This is a genomic window from Citrobacter sp. Cf132 (assembly GCF_030333885.1).
GTDB classification, from domain to species: domain Bacteria; phylum Pseudomonadota; class Gammaproteobacteria; order Enterobacterales; family Enterobacteriaceae; genus Citrobacter; species Citrobacter freundii.
On sequence record NZ_JAOWFA010000068.1, the window covers coordinates 5274 to 20566 of the forward strand.

Consider the following 15293-nt stretch of genomic DNA (forward strand, 5'->3'; position numbering starts at 1 on the left):
CGTTGGCCTCAACACGATTTTACGTCACTTAAAAAACTCAGGCCGCAGTCGGTAACCTCGCGCATACAGCCGGGCAGTGATGTGATTGTCTGCGCTGAAATGGACGAACAGTGGGGCTACGTCGGTGCTAAATCACGTCAGCGCTGGCTGTTTTACGCGTATGACAGGATACGGAGGACGATTGTGGCGCACGTCTTCGGTGAACGCACTCTGGCCACACTGGAGCGTCTTCTGAGCCTGCTGTCGGCCTTTGAGGTCGTGGTATGGATGACGGATGGCTGGCCGCTGTATGAATCCCGCCTGAAGGGAAAGCTGCACGTTATCAGCAAGCGTTACACTCAGCGCATTGAGCGACATAACCTGAATCTGAGACAACATCTGGCAAGGCTGGGACGGAAGTCACTGTCGTTCTCAAAATCGGTGGAGCTGCATGACAAGGTCATCGGGCATTATCTGAACATAAAACACTATCAGTAAGTTGGAGTCATTACCCAAGTATAATAAACGGAGACAGCATTTTTAAAAATTCGACGTATTCTTTATTCATATTTTTTCCATCCTTTCATACTACGACCATTTGAGGTCGCAGACCTTTTTATTTAGGTTCTTATATGCGTACTGCGCACGAAGACCTCTCCGTTAGCGAGGATCGAATAGCTGTTGTCTGACCATTTCGAATGCTTTCTGCAACGTTGCTTTATCGGATATATTCATAATTTGAGTTGCTAATAGTTCCAGTGCGTCATTGTTTGATTCTTTTGCCAGAAGCAGAGCACTCATTCCTAACGCTAATCGAGGAGATTCAGAAACAGGAATATTATCTTCATCGAAGATGGCTTTTAATTCCTCCTGAACGGATGGTCGCATGTTTGAAAAATCCTTTTCAATGAAAAGTTTACGACATGCATCTATCAGCATGTCTTTGCGCTCTATGCTCAGCATGCTGTCAACCATCGAGTCGATTATTGATGGGTTGTTCATTTTATATCAATATCCTTATCAAATTTGAGCGATTATTATTCATAACCTGGTTTACCAGTGAAGTACATAGACGTTTGGTGTATTAGCCAGTCTCGTGGAAATGCGCCGCAGGCGCATGAAGGCGCCAGCTTGAGCTGAATGTGGCTCTTCTGGTTAGTGGCGCCGTAGCCCGGCGCAGCCGGTTGATCTATAGAGGATCGCTATCAACCCCCCCTTCCCTGCAAAGCCATAACCCGCTAATCGCGACGCAGAAGCATCTGTGCGCCATCGGAGTGGTCACGACAAGGCGTAGCCGCAGTCGGGGCGTATCTCCGCGTTAGCGGGCCGTCAGGGCCGCTTACGGGCGTGTACTAAAAACTCACAGCGACACTACTCACAGCCACTCAGAATTCTAGTTACAACATCCATCATTAAAAGCGACGTTGTTCCGGGCCTTCGGCCCGGGGCGGCCTCGCTTTTCAGTGGTGGGGAGGGGCTGTGAGGGTTCAGGCAGGCACTGTTCCTGCTTTTGAGTGAGTATTTTGAATGTTGTAACTATATGTGCCGTGCCGGGGCCCGTCGCGTAGCGATGGGAGCTACTTTAGGCAGTTGCCGAACCGGCGCGGACGTGAGTCCGCTGCAAGGGCGGGCATTTTCAGGAGCCTGTCCACAGGTCAGGCGACGAACAGGTTATATATTTATATGAATGAAATAAAAGATATTTAAAAGAAGTACAGAGCAGGTTTTTAAAGGAAACCACGCACTTTGAAATCAGGTCGGCTGGCGCTCTGTAAGCATAACGGTTGTAACCTTATGGAAAGGTCCCTTGCAGTTATTTGTGGGTAACTGAATCTGGCGACGAGATGTGGCCACTCTGATGCAATTTCTGGCCATTCTGATGGCGGAATGGGGTGAATGTCAGGAAGGACGGCCGTCATTTCGTGCAGAAAACCGTCAACGATGGACTGCAGACGTGCGAAACCCTCCGGCGCCAGCCGGATTTTTCACACAGGAAGGGTTATATGGGGACGGTGGCCAGCCGCGTGTAGTTGTTACCACGCGACATCAGCATGCGCTCTTTCACGCGCCGCTCCAGCTCACGCTGGAGAGCATCCCTGTCGCCGACGAAACGCCCTTTGGCGTAGTCACGCGTCAGCTGCTGTTTCACCAGCGTCACAATGTCCTTACGGGCTCTGTCCGCGTCACGTCGGGCGCGGGCGCGCTTCAGGCCATGCTGTTTACGTTCGGACTGGTAGCTGCGGAACCGTTCGCGCACAAACCGCCAGGCCTTCGCTATCAGCTCGTCCATCTCCAGCGGCTTCAGGTTCTGCTTCTTACGCTGCTGATTCTCCCATTCCACACGGCTGCGCCTCGCGGCCACAACGGCCACGTCAGAGACGTCGAGCGCGGAGAACAGTGCCGGCGTGAAGGTGGTATCGGTCGGGATATTGCAGCCAATCTGCGGGTCATACTCGGTCTGATAGGTAATCAGCCCCAGCTCCGCCATAAACGTCAGCGCCCGCGTGGCGCGGGTGATGGACAGATTACCGCTTTTCGACTCGGTGGCGAGACCGCACTCGATGGCCAGATTGGTGATGGAGCGCTGAACGCGGTTGGCCAGCGGGTCATAGTGGAAACACAGCCCCTGGAGCAGGGCATCGATGGCCCGGCGGCGCAACAGTGGCGGCATCCGGTGACGTTTACCCAGCGAGCGTAAGAACGCCACATGGATGGAAAAGTCAAAACGGGACGTGAAGCCTTCGGCTTTCGCCATCAGCTTACGACAGAACGGCAGTGTCTTTTTGCCTTCACGCGGCGTGAATGCCGGGTTCGGGTTTTTGACCTGACGGTAATGGGAGAACAGGGTCTGGGCGTCAGTCACACCTTCCCGCACTTATGTTGCACGGAAGGAGTAAATGGCACAGAAACGGGTATTGCAGTTTTCTGAGCATAAAACTATACTCCCTGCATAGAGCAACAGCTTCTATACAGTTTAAGTAGGCCCCGTTAATCTTCTCTTAGTCGCCAAACCTGGTGAAGATTATCGGGGTTTTTGCTTTTCTGGTCCCGGGTAGACACCTCATCAGAACCAGTTCCCTGCCACCTTATGGCGTGGCCAACCAAGAATTCACTAAAACGATCAGTAATCTAGCATCCAATGAGAAAACGTTCAAGAATGTGAAGTCTTTACATCGAGAACGCCGCGTTCAGAAAGTTCACGTTCGAGTAAGGTCTCAATAAACTGAGCTTGAGTGAGCCCTTCCTCTTCACAGATCGTAATCATCCAATCTTTAAGAGGATTTTTAACAAAAACCTTCACTTCTTTATGTGTTTCACGTTTACGCGCAATCGCGGCAAGCTGTCTTTCACTCGCCGACATCGGCTTACCTTTTCGGTAAGAACGCTTTTCTTTCGATGAGGAAGTTACTGCATTTTCGATCTGCGACATCTCTGCCTCCTCAAGGATCAAACTTGGATCGTTTGCAGAGAATACTACAGATATCTGAAATCAGCGACTTAACTTTACGCGAAGGTGTGAGCCATGTTGGCGCATGGTTCACCAGGATAGATGTAGATTGCGGATCAAATGACGATGCGACTTAGTATGAAGAATGCCAGTCCGTTCCTCCGTCCCAGCGCGACTGCCAGTGCTGAAGGTAGGTTTGTGCCACTTCCGGCACCTCATTAATAACCAGCACATTCTCGCTATTCCGCGATGCAGCAGAGCGAGTGTAGTTAAAGCTACCAGCCTCAACTGTATGATTATCAACAATAATGACTTTGTCATGCATGATGGCGTAGCGACCGTTGGTGCGCAGCGGAATTCCCGCGTTCACCACGATGTTCATCGCCGCCTGGCTGGCTTTGCTCCGGTTGCCCTTTTCATCAAGCACTATCTTCACATCCACACCACGACGTTTTGCCCTGACAAGCGCACTAACCACCTCCGGAGACGTAAATGAGTAGCCCATCAGCCGAATTTCCTGCTGTGCTGACTCAATCGTCTTAAGGACCAGCTGCAACGCGCTGCCTTCAGGTGAAAAGCCGACCTGAACGGAGGATGCCGCTGCTGCGGGCTGAATACAGCTCAGCGAAAGACATACCAGACCGGACACGGCCAGCTGGCGAAAGGTGAACTTACGCATTAAATAACCTCAGAAATACTGTTCGGATGTGTTAACCAGAAACGCCGGAGACGGGGAAAACTTGCTTTTACCCTTCTCCGGGGTTGGACAACTGAGCACGGCGAAGGCGTCAGTCTCTTTTAGCGGTATCAGTTGGCGGACGCCTGATTATTTTTTGGTATCACCGGCAGCATGACTGATGGCCTGCTGCAGGGCCTCCGCGCTGGTGTATCCCGGAATAACCGTCACGTTATCAGCACTGGCGCCGGCTGACGGGAGAACCACCAGGGCCGGGGTACCGCTGAAGCCCAGCTGCTGCGCAAGTGTGTTTATGCCATCCAGGGTCCCCTGAACATCTGGGGCTGTTTTCGCATCGAACTTCACGGCTTTTGCGGCCGCGCTGATATCAGCATCGGTCAGCTTACCCTCGTTGTGGGCGGTAGCGTAAATCGCGTTGTGATAGTTAAGGTAAGCATCGGCCCCCTTCTGCTTCCAGATCTGAAGCCCGGTTTTCGCCGCACTGAGCGACGCCGGCCAGCGCTGGCCAAATATCGGGAATTCCTTGAACACAAAGCGCACGTCCGGGTTAGCTTTTATTACCTTCTCCAGTTCCGGCGCCAGGCGGGCACAGTAGATGCACTGGTAATCAAAGAATTCAACGACCGTCACTTTCGCATCAGCAGGACCATATGATGGTGTGCCTTTATCGTTCAGCAGCGCTGCCTGATTCTGAACCACGGCGGCCGTCATCGCCTGCTGCTGCTTCTCCTGCTGTTGGGCCTGCAGCTTCTGGCTGACCTCAACCAGCACTTCCGGATGAGCCAGCAGGTAGTCTTTCGCGATTTCACCAATGCGGGCTTCCTGTTCCGGGGTAAAGGCAACGGCAGGTTTCTCTGCTGCCCCCGCCACGCCGGAGACCAGAAGGCCTGCGGCAAGCATGACTGAAAGGGTTTTATTCATGTTCATCCTGTGTTTTTCTCTTCTCGGTTGTTATCAGTTCGTTCCGTGCACGGGTGGCGACGCTTCTAACCGCCCTGCGCTGTCGTTTAGCGTGCTCCTGAGCCCTGCGCTCCACGGCATACGCCGCCTCCTCCGCACTCACCGCTGCGACCGGTTCACCGGCAAGGTTTTTACGCCACGCGCCCACCGTCATGGCGCCCAGATACGCATCCGAGCGGGTGACGGCGGCAAGGCAGCGTTTCAGCGTCTTCACGGAAATCTCCAGCCCGCGCCGGCGAATGTCATTGACCATTGCCTCCCGGATGTTGACCGCCAGGAGCTGCGGCTGGCCGTCCGTCACCAGGGCTGGCCAGCAACGCTTCAGGAGCGCGAGCGCGTCCGCAAGCGGCATGACCTTCCGGTACACCGGTTCCGGGGCAGGTTTGCGCCTGGCCGCCCGCATGGCCTCCCTCTCCTGGGCCTGTCGCTCAGCCCACTGCCGGGCTTTCTCTGCTTTTCTGGCGGCCTTCTCGTCCGCCTGCGCCTTTTTCGCGCTCTCATCCACCGCCTGCTTCCTGACCTTCCAGGCAGGCGTCGTGTTCACCACCACGGTCTTTTTACGCGTGACCCGGCCCGGACCCGCACCGTCCGGTTCACTGTTGCTTACGGCACGCTGACCTTCTGGCTCCGCTTTGCGGCGCAGCGTCAGCGTGGGGCGCCCCTGCTCTGTCATCCTGCCTCCGGATAAATCTGTTTCACGTATACTCCCCTGACTGACCCTATTCTGACACGGCAGATATCACATCACCATCAGTCCGATGACGGCAAGGTGCACCGCGTAGAACAGCGGGAAAAATTCGCGCGGCCAGAACCTCGGCACGCGGCAACAGGTCCGGCTCAGCACCGTCAGGGTAACGCCGGGTATTACCAGACCCGCGATGGCAAAGGCGGGGCTGTCCGCGGCATTCAGCGCGAGTATCGCCAGTGCCAGACACAGCGCCAGCCCCGTGCGCGTGGTGCGCCGGCCCGTCATACATACGCCGCAGGCCAGCATCAGCATCACTACCCCCGCCAGCCCGTAGCTTCCCGCCGAAAACGGCAGCCAGGCCAGAACCAGCATCAGGGAGAGCGGCCACGTGCGCGGCCCGTGCCGCTGCATCATCGCCAGTGCCTGTCCGCTGACCGCAAAGGCAAACAGAATATTGCCCAGGTCCGGGCGCAGCCCGGCCAGTATCCAGCCGCCCTGCGCCACCCCGGCCCATATCCAGAGCCGGTTCAGGGCGCGCTGCTGAATCTGCGGATGGCGGGCGAGGTTCATGGCCCAGACCAGGCCAAAGAGCGGAAACGCTCCCCGACCGGCAAGACGCAGCCAGTCATTATCCAGTCCGCACAGCATGCTGATGTGGTCGGCCACCATCAGCAGCAGCGCCACGGTTTTGATAAGGTCGGTCTGGCCCGGCGTCCACACAAGCAGACGCTGCAGCCAGCAGTCGGCCACCACCACAAGGGGGAAGAGCGGATGGTTTTCAGCGCGCATATCAGTCGCCTCCCAGGGTCTTTTCACGCTCAAGGTCTCGCACCGTTTCGCGCTCCATCTGCTGCAGGCGGTCCCGCTGCACGCTCTCGCGCACCACCTGAGACACCGCCTCATCCCGGCGGCGTTCTTCCGGCGCATCCGGCAGCGTGAGGGGAGATGCCGGCGTTTCTTTTATCCGATCCATATCCCGCACCACATCCCGGACGGCGACGTCAGCCCCTCCGGCCGGCCTGTCGCCGCTGCGGGCCATCTCGCGGACCGCCTCTTCGGCACGCTTATCCAGCTCCCGCTGCACCTCAGCCTCCCGGGCCTGCTGTGCCAGCACCTCCGGCGGCACCGTTTCTGCGGGCTGCGTACCAGTGGCATCGGGCAGGCCGTCGGCCCAGACCCGACCGCCGGTAATGGCGCCGGGGTTCCACGGTCGCGCCTCGCCTTCGAGCCGCACCACCACGCCGCTCTGCGGATTCTCCCTCGCGAGCCGCACGCCCTCTTCCATATCCCGCGCCAGCAGCGACTCGCCGTTACGGCTGGCCTGCAGACCCGCAAACGCCGCGTCCCCGCTGCCCATCACCCGGCCTTCACCAGCGAGCCCCTTAAGCTGCCCGTCTCCGGACGTCAGGGCGCTCAGCCAGACGCCCGCCTTCCTGCCGTTGCGGTCGAAGGCCGGGAGCGCCACGTGCGGCTGCGGGTATTTACGCCCCGGCGAGATATATTTCGCCATCGAGCCCTCGGGCTGCAGCCCGGCCTGGCGCAGCGCGGCGCGACCGGCAGGCACCTCACCCAGCGCTTTTGCCGTCGCCGTCAGGCGGGCGGCATTCGCGACGGCGCGGTCGCCGCGCGGCTCCAGAATGTCATGCGCCGTACTTTTCGCCTGCGATTTTTCCATCGCGGCCACCCACTTATCCCGGTTGTCGGTATAGACCTGCGCGTGCTGCTTCATGCGGCTCAGCGCCACGTAGGCTGACTCGAAGCTCACCATCCGCTTACGTCCGCCGTCCGTACCCTGCAGGGAGATGGAGAAGGGCTCGCTCGCACCCTGTGAGCCTTCAACGGTGACGGCATAGGCCAGGTCGATGTGCTGCTCTGCCTGCTCGGCTGACGGCGTGAGCGTACGGGTCTGTTTCCCGTCCGACAGCGTGACGCTGTCACCTTTTATCTCACTGACCGACCAGACGCTGTTGGCCACGAAGCCCCGCTCGTTGTCGCTTTTCGAAAAGCGCATCCGGTCGCCTTCCGACACGGTAATGGTGTCCTGACGGTAGAGCGTGACGCCCTCTGTCGCCGCCTGCGCGGGCGACAGGCTGCGGGTGTTGCCCTGCGCATCCTTCAGCATCACCAGGTGCGCCTCCCCGTCCAGCGCCTCAATGCTGTAATAGGTGCTGTCCAGCAGAACCAGGCTGTCGCGGGATGCCTCCCACGTTGCCATGCGCCGCAGCTCCCCGTCGCGGATATTGGCAGGCGTGAGAACCGGCAGCGTGACCTCTTTTTCGCCCACCTCGCCGGCACCCTGACGGGCGTCATGAATCATGGCGTTCACCTGGCGGCGGTCGGCGTTCAGGGCGGTGATAACGATGGTCTGCGCCTGCGCCTCTGACGTGCGCCCCGTGTAGTCCTTCACGATGGCCTCCAGCAGCGTCGCGGGCTGCCCGCCGGGCATCAGGTCGCCGGCCGCCACGGCTTTCGCAATGGCCTCCTCCCGTTCGCGGCTGAACTCCATGACGGAGCTGTCCGGCTGCCAGGCATCCGCCCTGCGCGGCACCTGTGCCGGCGCCACGCTCTCAATGGTCGTCAGGGCGCTGCCGATATCGCGGCTAATCAGGCTGTAGACGGCAGGTTTTAGTTCCGGCGTCTGGCGGACGATCTCCTGCATCACCGCCACGTCAATGGCGCTGCGCTTCTGCAGCAGGCGGAAGGGCTGGCCCGGGGCAATGGACTGCAGCTGGTCGGTATCCCCGCTGGAGACCGCGCGCCCCCCGCCCCCGGCAATCAGGCTGTACGCCTTCGCCATGTCGGCGTTACCGACCATTGAGCTTTCATCCACGAGAAACAGCACGTTGCTGAAGTCCGTTCGTTCGCCGCCGCGCAGCTGCTGCTGCGTGTCGTGAATAAAGGCCGCCAGCGTCTGCGTTTCAGGCACGCCCGCATCGCGCATCTCGCTCACCGCCCGGTGGGTGGGGGCCACGCCGATAACGCGCGGCTGCTCCCGTTCCGGCAGCGTGCCGATGGCCGACATGACTGCCCGGAACTGGGTGGTTTTACCCACCCCGGCGTAGCCCTGCACCAGGGTAAAGCGGTCGGGGGATTCAAGTATCATGCGCGTGGCGTTCCGCTGCCCGTCGGTCAGGCCCGCCAGCTGCGCGTCCGGAACCTTATCCATCAGCGGGGTGACGGCCTCCTTTCCCTCAAGGACGTGGCGGATAATGCTTTTTTCAGCGTTGTACGACTGGCGTGAGACCAGCAGCTGCAGGCCGTTTCCCGGCGATACCGGCACCGACAGCAGGTCGCCGCTGCGCACCTGACGGTCCGCTTCCTTTTCGATGGCCTGCAGGCTGAGGCTGTCCTGCTCAAATTCTTTCGCGGCGGCCATCAGTTGCGGCTTCGTGAACGCCAGGCCGTTCCCCTCCAGCACCGGAATGGCCAGATGGATAGCCTGCTGCTCCGGCGTGTGCAGACCGGCCTTCTGGTGCGCCAGGGCATCATCGAGCCTGTCATGCCCCGCCGCATCCTTAATCTGTTCGGACACGACGCTCCAGGCAGACTGACGCGACAGCTTCTCCGTCGTTTTCTGCGCCGTCTGCGCGGAATAGAGCCGCACCGCCCGGCCGCTGAGCGCCAGTTTGTTCAGCGTGGTGTTATCCAGCTCGCGCTGCGACAGCGAGGCAAAAACCGTGGCGCTGTCGCTCACCGAGCGGCCCGGCGACTCCACCCAGCCTTGAACCACCTTCGCGGCGGTAAACGGGCTGTCGCCGGCGGGCAGGACCACGTCCGCCTTACGCCCCGGCAGGCTGACGACGAGCCCCGCCTCCCCGAGCGCCTTAACGGTCACCGTATCGCCTCCCCTGAGCCGCGTCCCCTGCGCCTGACCCAGCACTGCCAGACGGTCGCCTTCGGCCACCTGCAGCGTGCCGGTGCGGTACAGCGACCAGCTGCTGTTGAGTTCAGACAGGCGGGTCACCCGCGTCTCACCCTGGGCGTTGCGCAGCGTCAGGCTGTTGTTGCGGCCCGTCACGCGGTCAATGACAAAGCGTTCCCGGCTGCGCTCTTCGGCATTCCAGCGCTCCATGACCATCCCCTCCCGGTAGTGGTCGCGCACCTGCTGATGGCGGCTGTCGAGCCAGACCGGCTCCAGCGTGGTGATACTGACCTCCCGCTCGCCCAGCACCTTTTCCGCCTTAAGCGCCTCGCGGACTACGCCTGCGAGCACCGCCTGCTCGCGCGGACCGGTGACCTGCGCCACGCTGTGTTCACCTGCGCGGACGCTTCGGGCAAAGTCAGCGGCCAGGCGGTCATACCGCTGCCGCCGGTCAGGCTCGCTGATAACCGAGACCTGCGTCTTCTCACCGCCCTGCCACGCGAGCGTGCTCACTCCCGCTTCCTTCATGACGGTGAGGGCGCTGCCGGTCCCGGTGCGCTGGCCGCTGTCGGCAATCAGCAGCTGGACGTTATGGCGCAGCGCACCGTCGAGCAGCGTGAGCGTTTCTTTCAGGGTCAGCTTCTCCCCCTGGTCCACAATCAGCGTGCTGCCGGGCGTAAAGGCCATGCCCTCCGTCAGCCCCCGCCTGTCGGTGATATGCTCGCCGCTGAGGCGCTCATCCTGCATAAGGGCGCTGCGCGAACGCCTGTCGGCGGCGATAATCTGCACGTCACGCCCCTGTTCGCGCGCCATCATCGTCAGCTCCGCCACGCGCTCACGCTGGCCGGCCGCCCCGCCCTGACCCGAAATGATCGCCACCGGCGGACGGTCCTGGGCCAGGACACTCACGGCATCGCTGTATGACCGGCTGCGGGGCACGCTTTTATCCGGAAAAATGTCGGCCTGCCCCGTCCGCTGTAAATCGCGGGTCATCGCCGACACCGACAGCTCATCCAGCACGTGGATGTTCGAGGTAAACAGCCCCTTCTCTTTATCCAGCGGGATGAGCTGCTCATTTTTTATCGCCGCATCGATGCCGTCACGCGCCATCTCCACCATGCCCGACCGCGCGGGCAGCTGCCCGAGGGTGGTGGCCAGCAGTTCGGAATACGTGAACCGCGCCCGCCGGTCGCTCAGCATCGCGATGGCCTGCCCGACGCTGCTGTTAATATCAATGGCTTCAGGCGTCGTTGCGGGAATATTCCCCTGCACAACCCGCAGGTCTGCCGCCTCACGGTAGGCTTTAATGTCAAACCCCGTCTCTTTCAGGGTATGCATCCACTCGGCCATGCGCTGTTCGGGGTCAACCTTCTGCTTCGACTGGCGGGTATCGAGCGCCGCCACGTCGCGGGACTTCAGGGACGCGTCATCCCCGACCGCCTCGCTGATGGTCCTGCTGCGGCTGGAATACGGCTCCGTCGGTACGCCCTTCAGCTCCCACATGCCGTGTTTGCCGACCGTCTCAGTCTCATAGCCCATCGCCGCGACGTCATCCTTCAGCGCGGCACGATACAGGCGGCCAAAGGCAATCTGGTTGGCGTAGATATTCTCAATAAACCCGGTTTTACCCACTTTGTCGCTGCTGAGCGTTCGCCACTCATCGCCATGCTGAGTGGCATTGGCCACCACCGCGTGGGTGTGCAGCTGCGGCTCCTGGTCGCGGCTGGTATCGTGGTTAAACAGCGCCATCACCAGGTTGCCGGTCAGCTGCGTCTCGCTCCTGCCCTCCGTCATAACCCGCGTGGAGGCCATTGCCTCTATCTGCTTAATGGCGGTCTCCACCGCGCGGTTGTGTGCCTCAATAAGACGCTTGTCGCCTCCCAGCATGGCCATCACGGAGACACTTTTGGGCGCAGAGAAGGTGAAGTCGTAGCCCGGACGGTGTTTGTTCGCCCCGTCCTGAGTCCGGCTGAGGTCGCTGCCGTCCGGCAGGCGTCCCTCCAGAACCTTCGTAAAGACCTTCTGGTCCACCCCGCCGCTGAGCCCCAGCGCTTCAGCCCCTTTTCCGGCCCAGCGCTCGCCCATACTACCGATAACGTAGTAGTTGTCCTTGTCGGTGTAATAATTGCCCGCGCTGCCGGCGGATTTTACCGATCCGATGCTCATCATCAGATGTATCCTCCCGGCTCAAGATCCTTTTCAGGCGCCCGGTGAACGTTGATGTTCACTTCTTCACGACGCTGCCTCTCCTGAGGAGACAGTTCGTCCTGCTCCGCCTGCCACGCCTCCCATGCCGCCATATCCACTACTTCACCGCTTTCACTGATGCCGGGCGGCAGCTGCTCTGCCTCTTCCGCCTTTGTCTTCAGCTCAGGCTCCACACCGCCGGCGCCTGCCGCACCTGCTACGGATGCCGCGTCTGCAGCGCGGGGCGCGGGCGTCAGTTGCTGTGGCTGCTGTGGCTGACCAACATTCTCCGCACCGCCCTCTGGCGCGACAACATCGGCATCCGGTTCAAAGAGCATGGCGATGCTGCGGGATTCATGTTCACGTGCAGCCAGCGCGGCATTCAGGCGTTCCTCCGCTTTCCCGTCGATGGTGCGCGGAATGAATTCCGGTGCCACCTTTGGACGCTGCTGATACTTCAGCGCCATTTTCACGGCAGGATAAGGTCCGGGAAGCGTGACGTAGCAGGAGAGATCCGGCAACGTCTGGACGTCGGAGTAACTCACCAGGGTGACGCGCTCCATGTCCTTGCCGACCGAGGTACCGTCGCGTACCGGGTCCACACCGTAGGAATACTGCTCGGACGCCTTGAGGATTTCTTTTTCACCGATTTCGCCAGCGGCGAACTCGGCGATATTGCGCGACGGCGAGCGGAAGAAGGCACGGGTGTTCAGCACGTCGAACAGCGTTTCCGCCGGCTTCTGCCCGTAAATATCTTCCAGCTGGGCGTAGGACTGAATGCCAATGACGTAGCAGCCGCCAAACTTACGCGCCTCCGGCAGGATCTCAACCAGGTCCGGCAGCTTGTGCAGGGTAGGCAGCTCGTCGGCGAAGATCCACACGCGGCGGTTACGGTTTTCCCCCATCGCCAGCAGCCCGCGAATGGCGATGGACAACCACATGGAGATAACCGGCTTGAGGGAAGCGTGGGTGTCAGCATTGGAGGAGATAAACAGCCAGCCGTTTTTACCATCCTCACGAACGCCGCGCATCCAGTCGCGTATGGTGAATGACTCGCCGTTATTTTCGATGCCCTGCAGGTAGCGGATAGCCTTGACGTAGTTGGTCAGCACGGCGCGGATGGAGATGGCCGTTTTCTCGATTTTCTCTTCCACCAGGTTCGCCGCCGGGGAGTTTTTCAGGTACGAGCGCAGCTTCTCAATCTTGATGGAAAGCAGCGTGTCGACCAGCTTGCTGTAGCTGCGGTCCTTGTCGTTGCGCATCAGATATGCGGCTTCGGCAAAGATGGTACGTCCCGACCCCTGCCAGAAGGGGTCTTCCTTCGTGCCCATAGGAATAAGCGTGTTGGAAACGTTGTCGAAGTCAGGCTGCGTCAGGCACTCCCGCCACAGGTCCCATGCAGCGCAGCGCGCATCCAGCGGGTTAAGGATTTTATCTGTGGCCGGATCATAGTAGCTTTTGACGAACTCACAGGAGCGGTCATACACGATGACCATATCGCCACGCTGGCGGGCGTAGTTCATCAGACGGCGGATAACTTCTGATTTACCGGCCCCGACGGTACCGTGCAGACAGAAGTTCTGGATCTCCGAGTCCTTAATAAGCGGCAGCTCACCGATTTTGATGTCGGATGCGAGACCGTCGCGCCTGAGCATTTTCGCCACCGCTTTCGGGTCGTCAGTCAGCTGGCGCCCTCCCGTTATCTCGTCCTCACTCTGCTGCTTACCCTGATGGCCCAGAATCCAGGTGGTGACAAAGAAGGTAATAACGCACACCACGGCCGCGATGATGGCAGCAAGAATAAAGGCCGTCCAGACCTGGTCGGCGCACCACTGGATATATTTGTCCTGCAGTATTTGCTGCGCGTTGTACTTCAGCTCATGGCCGTAATAACGGATGGTATAGACAGGCTGGGATTTAAAAATATCGCGCATGGGGGCCAGCGTCTGACACCAGTAATAAACCATGCCGTTCACGAACGTCTGCCAGGTCAGTTTAACCGACAGCGTAATCGCGACAATGATGCCGAAGAGAATGACGAGACAGTACACGATGATATTGGCAATTTGACTGAACATACGGATACGCATGCTCGCGATCTGACCGCCCTGGGTCATATCCTTAGCATTAAAACTCATATTAGCCTCATAGAGGTTGGTCTATATGTATAGCGACCATGATTTCAGAAAGCAATTGATTTAATGTCATCCGTTACAAAACACTAGGATGACATCATTTAACTAAAGGCGGGGAGATTATTAATAATGAATGTTATTTTTTAAGTAAATCACACGCTCCTGCATATCCATGTGAGCATGATTTTTTCAAATAGATATCTGCCATTCCAGAACCTGGAAATACACCATCACCTCTCATATAAGCCCCTGCCAAATTAAACTCAGCCTGTCCGTTATTTTTAATGGATGCTTTCTCCCACCAGATCACCGCCTCGTGCATATCCCTATTAACACACTCACCTGTAGAATACAGGTTTCCAATATTCAAATATGCCAACTCAAAATCTTTTTGAGCTGAGGAGTTAAGCAAATCCATTATTTTATCACAACGGGCATCTTTCAATAATCCATTTTTATAAAGCATTGCCAAGTCATTCTGAGCAGATGCATTCCCTGCATCTGCTGCCTTCCCCCACCAATAGCCTGCTTTTTTTATATTTTTATCAACACCTTGCCCATAATAATAGAGCAGACCTAGGTTATTTTGGGCATCTGAATTACCCTGAATCGCCGACTTATTAGTCCAATAAAAAGCTTTTTTATAATCACCAGATACGACCAAATACATTGCACCTAGCTTATATTGAGCTAATGCGTTTCCAGAATTCGCATCTTTTTTTAAGTTAGTGTAGTAGTCGTCGCTAGCCCTTACACTCAAGGTACACGACAGGAAAACAAAAACTCCCAACATCCCATAGAACACTCGCATTGTTTACCTCCATAAAACTAAATATTATATCCATACACAACCATGAAACTGACTATGAAATCCTACAACTCAATCTAACGCTTCCAACCCATTGGATAATTACTTTCCGGATTATAATTAACATTATCAAAGTCCACGGATTCAAAGTCATTATTTATAGAGTGGGCGCCATCTACCTTGTTTTTTTCAAGCCACTCTTTGATGCTTATACACCCGCTAACCTTATATAAATCCATCAATGTACCCACAATGAATACAAAAAAAGTAACAAGAGGAGGAGCCAGTGAACATATAGGCATTATCACATACCAAACTACCCTGTTGTATGTGTAGGGTTCAACACTGCCTTTATTCTTAGATATTTTATAAAACAAATAGATGAACAATCCTTGCCATAAGAGCACAGTTGCACCAATGAATACCACCTCCGTAACTAACCATCCAGCCAGATAACAAGCAATAGACTGAAACAACACTACCATGAATATCTGAAGCAGATTTCTCATCGCACCCTCTCTGGCATCCT

Annotated in this window: 13 protein-coding genes and 2 pseudogenes; 2 read left to right on the forward strand and 13 right to left on the reverse strand. The window is 57.7% G+C overall.

Annotated features, from left to right (window positions below; genetic code table 11):
* Positions 1–477, forward strand: a pseudogene (locus OGV85_RS18935) (IS1 family transposase); the annotation flags it as partial.
* 162 nt (positions 478–639) lie between these two features.
* Here the strand turns inward: OGV85_RS18935 and OGV85_RS18940 are convergent.
* The 4 genes from OGV85_RS18940 to tap form a co-directional block, all read right to left on the reverse strand.
* On the reverse strand, positions 640–981 hold the full coding sequence (locus OGV85_RS18940; RefSeq protein ID WP_023307206.1) for a hypothetical protein: 342 nt from the start codon (positions 979–981) through the stop codon (positions 640–642).
* Between the two features lie 391 nt (positions 982–1372).
* Positions 1373–1519: a replication-associated protein RepA4 gene (locus tag OGV85_RS24610; RefSeq protein ID WP_487249657.1), complete on the reverse strand. Its 147-nt coding sequence runs from the start codon at positions 1517–1519 to the stop codon at positions 1373–1375.
* 459 nt (positions 1520–1978) lie between these two features.
* On the reverse strand, positions 1979–2854 hold the full coding sequence (gene repA, locus OGV85_RS18945; protein ID WP_085952537.1) for an incFII family plasmid replication initiator RepA: 876 nt from the start codon (positions 2852–2854) through the stop codon (positions 1979–1981).
* Positions 2835–2912: a RepA leader peptide Tap gene (gene tap, locus OGV85_RS24470; protein ID WP_011201829.1), complete on the reverse strand. Its 78-nt coding sequence runs from the start codon at positions 2910–2912 to the stop codon at positions 2835–2837. The genes repA and tap overlap by 20 nt, the downstream gene beginning before the upstream one ends.
* Before the next feature lie 79 nt (positions 2913–2991).
* Between tap and OGV85_RS24615 the strand changes: the two are divergent.
* A pseudogene (locus OGV85_RS24615) lies at positions 2992–3095 on the forward strand (replication protein RepA).
* A gap of 35 nt (positions 3096–3130) precedes the next feature.
* On the opposite strand, the gene OGV85_RS18950 reads toward OGV85_RS24615, so the two are convergent.
* The 9 genes from OGV85_RS18950 to traS all read right to left on the reverse strand — a co-directional run bounded on the left by OGV85_RS18950 (position 3131) and on the right by traS (position 15273).
* A complete protein-coding gene (locus tag OGV85_RS18950) occupies positions 3131–3409 on the reverse strand; it encodes a replication regulatory protein RepA (RefSeq protein WP_008324932.1) in 279 nt (92 codons plus the stop codon).
* A gap of 151 nt (positions 3410–3560) precedes the next feature.
* Positions 3561–4106 carry a phospholipase D family nuclease gene (locus OGV85_RS18955; protein WP_008324931.1) on the reverse strand — a complete coding sequence of 182 codons (546 nt, stop codon included), beginning with the start codon at positions 4104–4106 and terminating at the stop codon, positions 3561–3563.
* A gap of 147 nt (positions 4107–4253) precedes the next feature.
* Positions 4254–5045, reverse strand: coding sequence for a DsbA family protein (locus tag OGV85_RS18960; RefSeq protein ID WP_008324924.1), 792 nt, complete (start codon positions 5043–5045; stop codon positions 4254–4256).
* Positions 5038–5757, reverse strand: a complete 720-nt coding sequence (gene finO, locus OGV85_RS18965; protein WP_008324922.1) for a fertility inhibition protein FinO — start codon at positions 5755–5757, stop codon at positions 5038–5040. Before finO ends, OGV85_RS18960 begins: the two co-directional genes overlap by 8 nt.
* A gap of 66 nt (positions 5758–5823) precedes the next feature.
* On the reverse strand, positions 5824–6561 hold the full coding sequence (gene traX, locus OGV85_RS18970; protein WP_008324912.1) for a type-F conjugative transfer system pilin acetylase TraX: 738 nt from the start codon (positions 6559–6561) through the stop codon (positions 5824–5826).
* A gap of 1 nt (position 6562) precedes the next feature.
* Positions 6563–11803 (reverse strand): conjugative transfer relaxase/helicase TraI, encoded by a 5241-nt coding sequence (gene traI, locus OGV85_RS18975; RefSeq protein ID WP_023307204.1) that lies wholly within the window; start codon positions 11801–11803, stop codon positions 6563–6565.
* Positions 11803–13959 (reverse strand): type IV conjugative transfer system coupling protein TraD, encoded by a 2157-nt coding sequence (gene traD, locus OGV85_RS18980; RefSeq protein ID WP_096179069.1) that lies wholly within the window; start codon positions 13957–13959, stop codon positions 11803–11805. The genes traI and traD overlap by 1 nt, the downstream gene beginning before the upstream one ends.
* Positions 13960–14092: 133 nt before the next feature.
* Positions 14093–14767, reverse strand: a complete 675-nt coding sequence (locus OGV85_RS18985) for a tetratricopeptide repeat protein (protein WP_008324909.1) — start codon at positions 14765–14767, stop codon at positions 14093–14095.
* 74 nt (positions 14768–14841) lie between these two features.
* A complete protein-coding gene (gene traS, locus OGV85_RS18990; protein WP_008324118.1) occupies positions 14842–15273 on the reverse strand; it encodes a conjugative transfer entry exclusion protein TraS in 432 nt (143 codons plus the stop codon).
* Positions 15274–15293: the final 20 nt, after the last annotated feature.

Bases quoted from the DNA above. Each gene is read 5' to 3' on its own strand.
- OGV85_RS18985 (WP_008324909.1), bottom strand. From the start codon at position 14,767: ATGCGAGTGTTCTATGGGATGTTGGGAGTTTTTGTTTTCCTGTCGTGT.
- traI (WP_023307204.1), bottom strand. From the start codon at position 11,803: ATGATGAGCATCGGATCGGTAAAATCCGCCGGCAGCGCGGGCAATTAT.
- traX (WP_008324912.1), bottom strand. From the start codon at position 6,561: ATGCGCGCTGAAAACCATCCGCTCTTCCCCCTTGTGGTGGTGGCCGAC.
- OGV85_RS18940 (WP_023307206.1), bottom strand. From the start codon at position 981: ATGAACAACCCATCAATAATCGACTCGATGGTTGACAGCATGCTGAGC.
- tap (WP_011201829.1), bottom strand. From the start codon at position 2,912: ATGCTCAGAAAACTGCAATACCCGTTTCTGTGCCATTTACTCCTTCCG.
- OGV85_RS18950 (WP_008324932.1), bottom strand. From the start codon at position 3,409: ATGTCGCAGATCGAAAATGCAGTAACTTCCTCATCGAAAGAAAAGCGT.
- traD (WP_096179069.1), bottom strand. From the start codon at position 13,959: ATGAGTTTTAATGCTAAGGATATGACCCAGGGCGGTCAGATCGCGAGC.
- OGV85_RS18960 (WP_008324924.1), bottom strand. From the start codon at position 5,045: ATGAATAAAACCCTTTCAGTCATGCTTGCCGCAGGCCTTCTGGTCTCC.
- finO (WP_008324922.1), bottom strand. From the start codon at position 5,757: ATGACAGAGCAGGGGCGCCCCACGCTGACGCTGCGCCGCAAAGCGGAG.
- OGV85_RS18955 (WP_008324931.1), bottom strand. From the start codon at position 4,106: ATGCGTAAGTTCACCTTTCGCCAGCTGGCCGTGTCCGGTCTGGTATGT.
- traS (WP_008324118.1), bottom strand. From the start codon at position 15,273: ATGAGAAATCTGCTTCAGATATTCATGGTAGTGTTGTTTCAGTCTATT.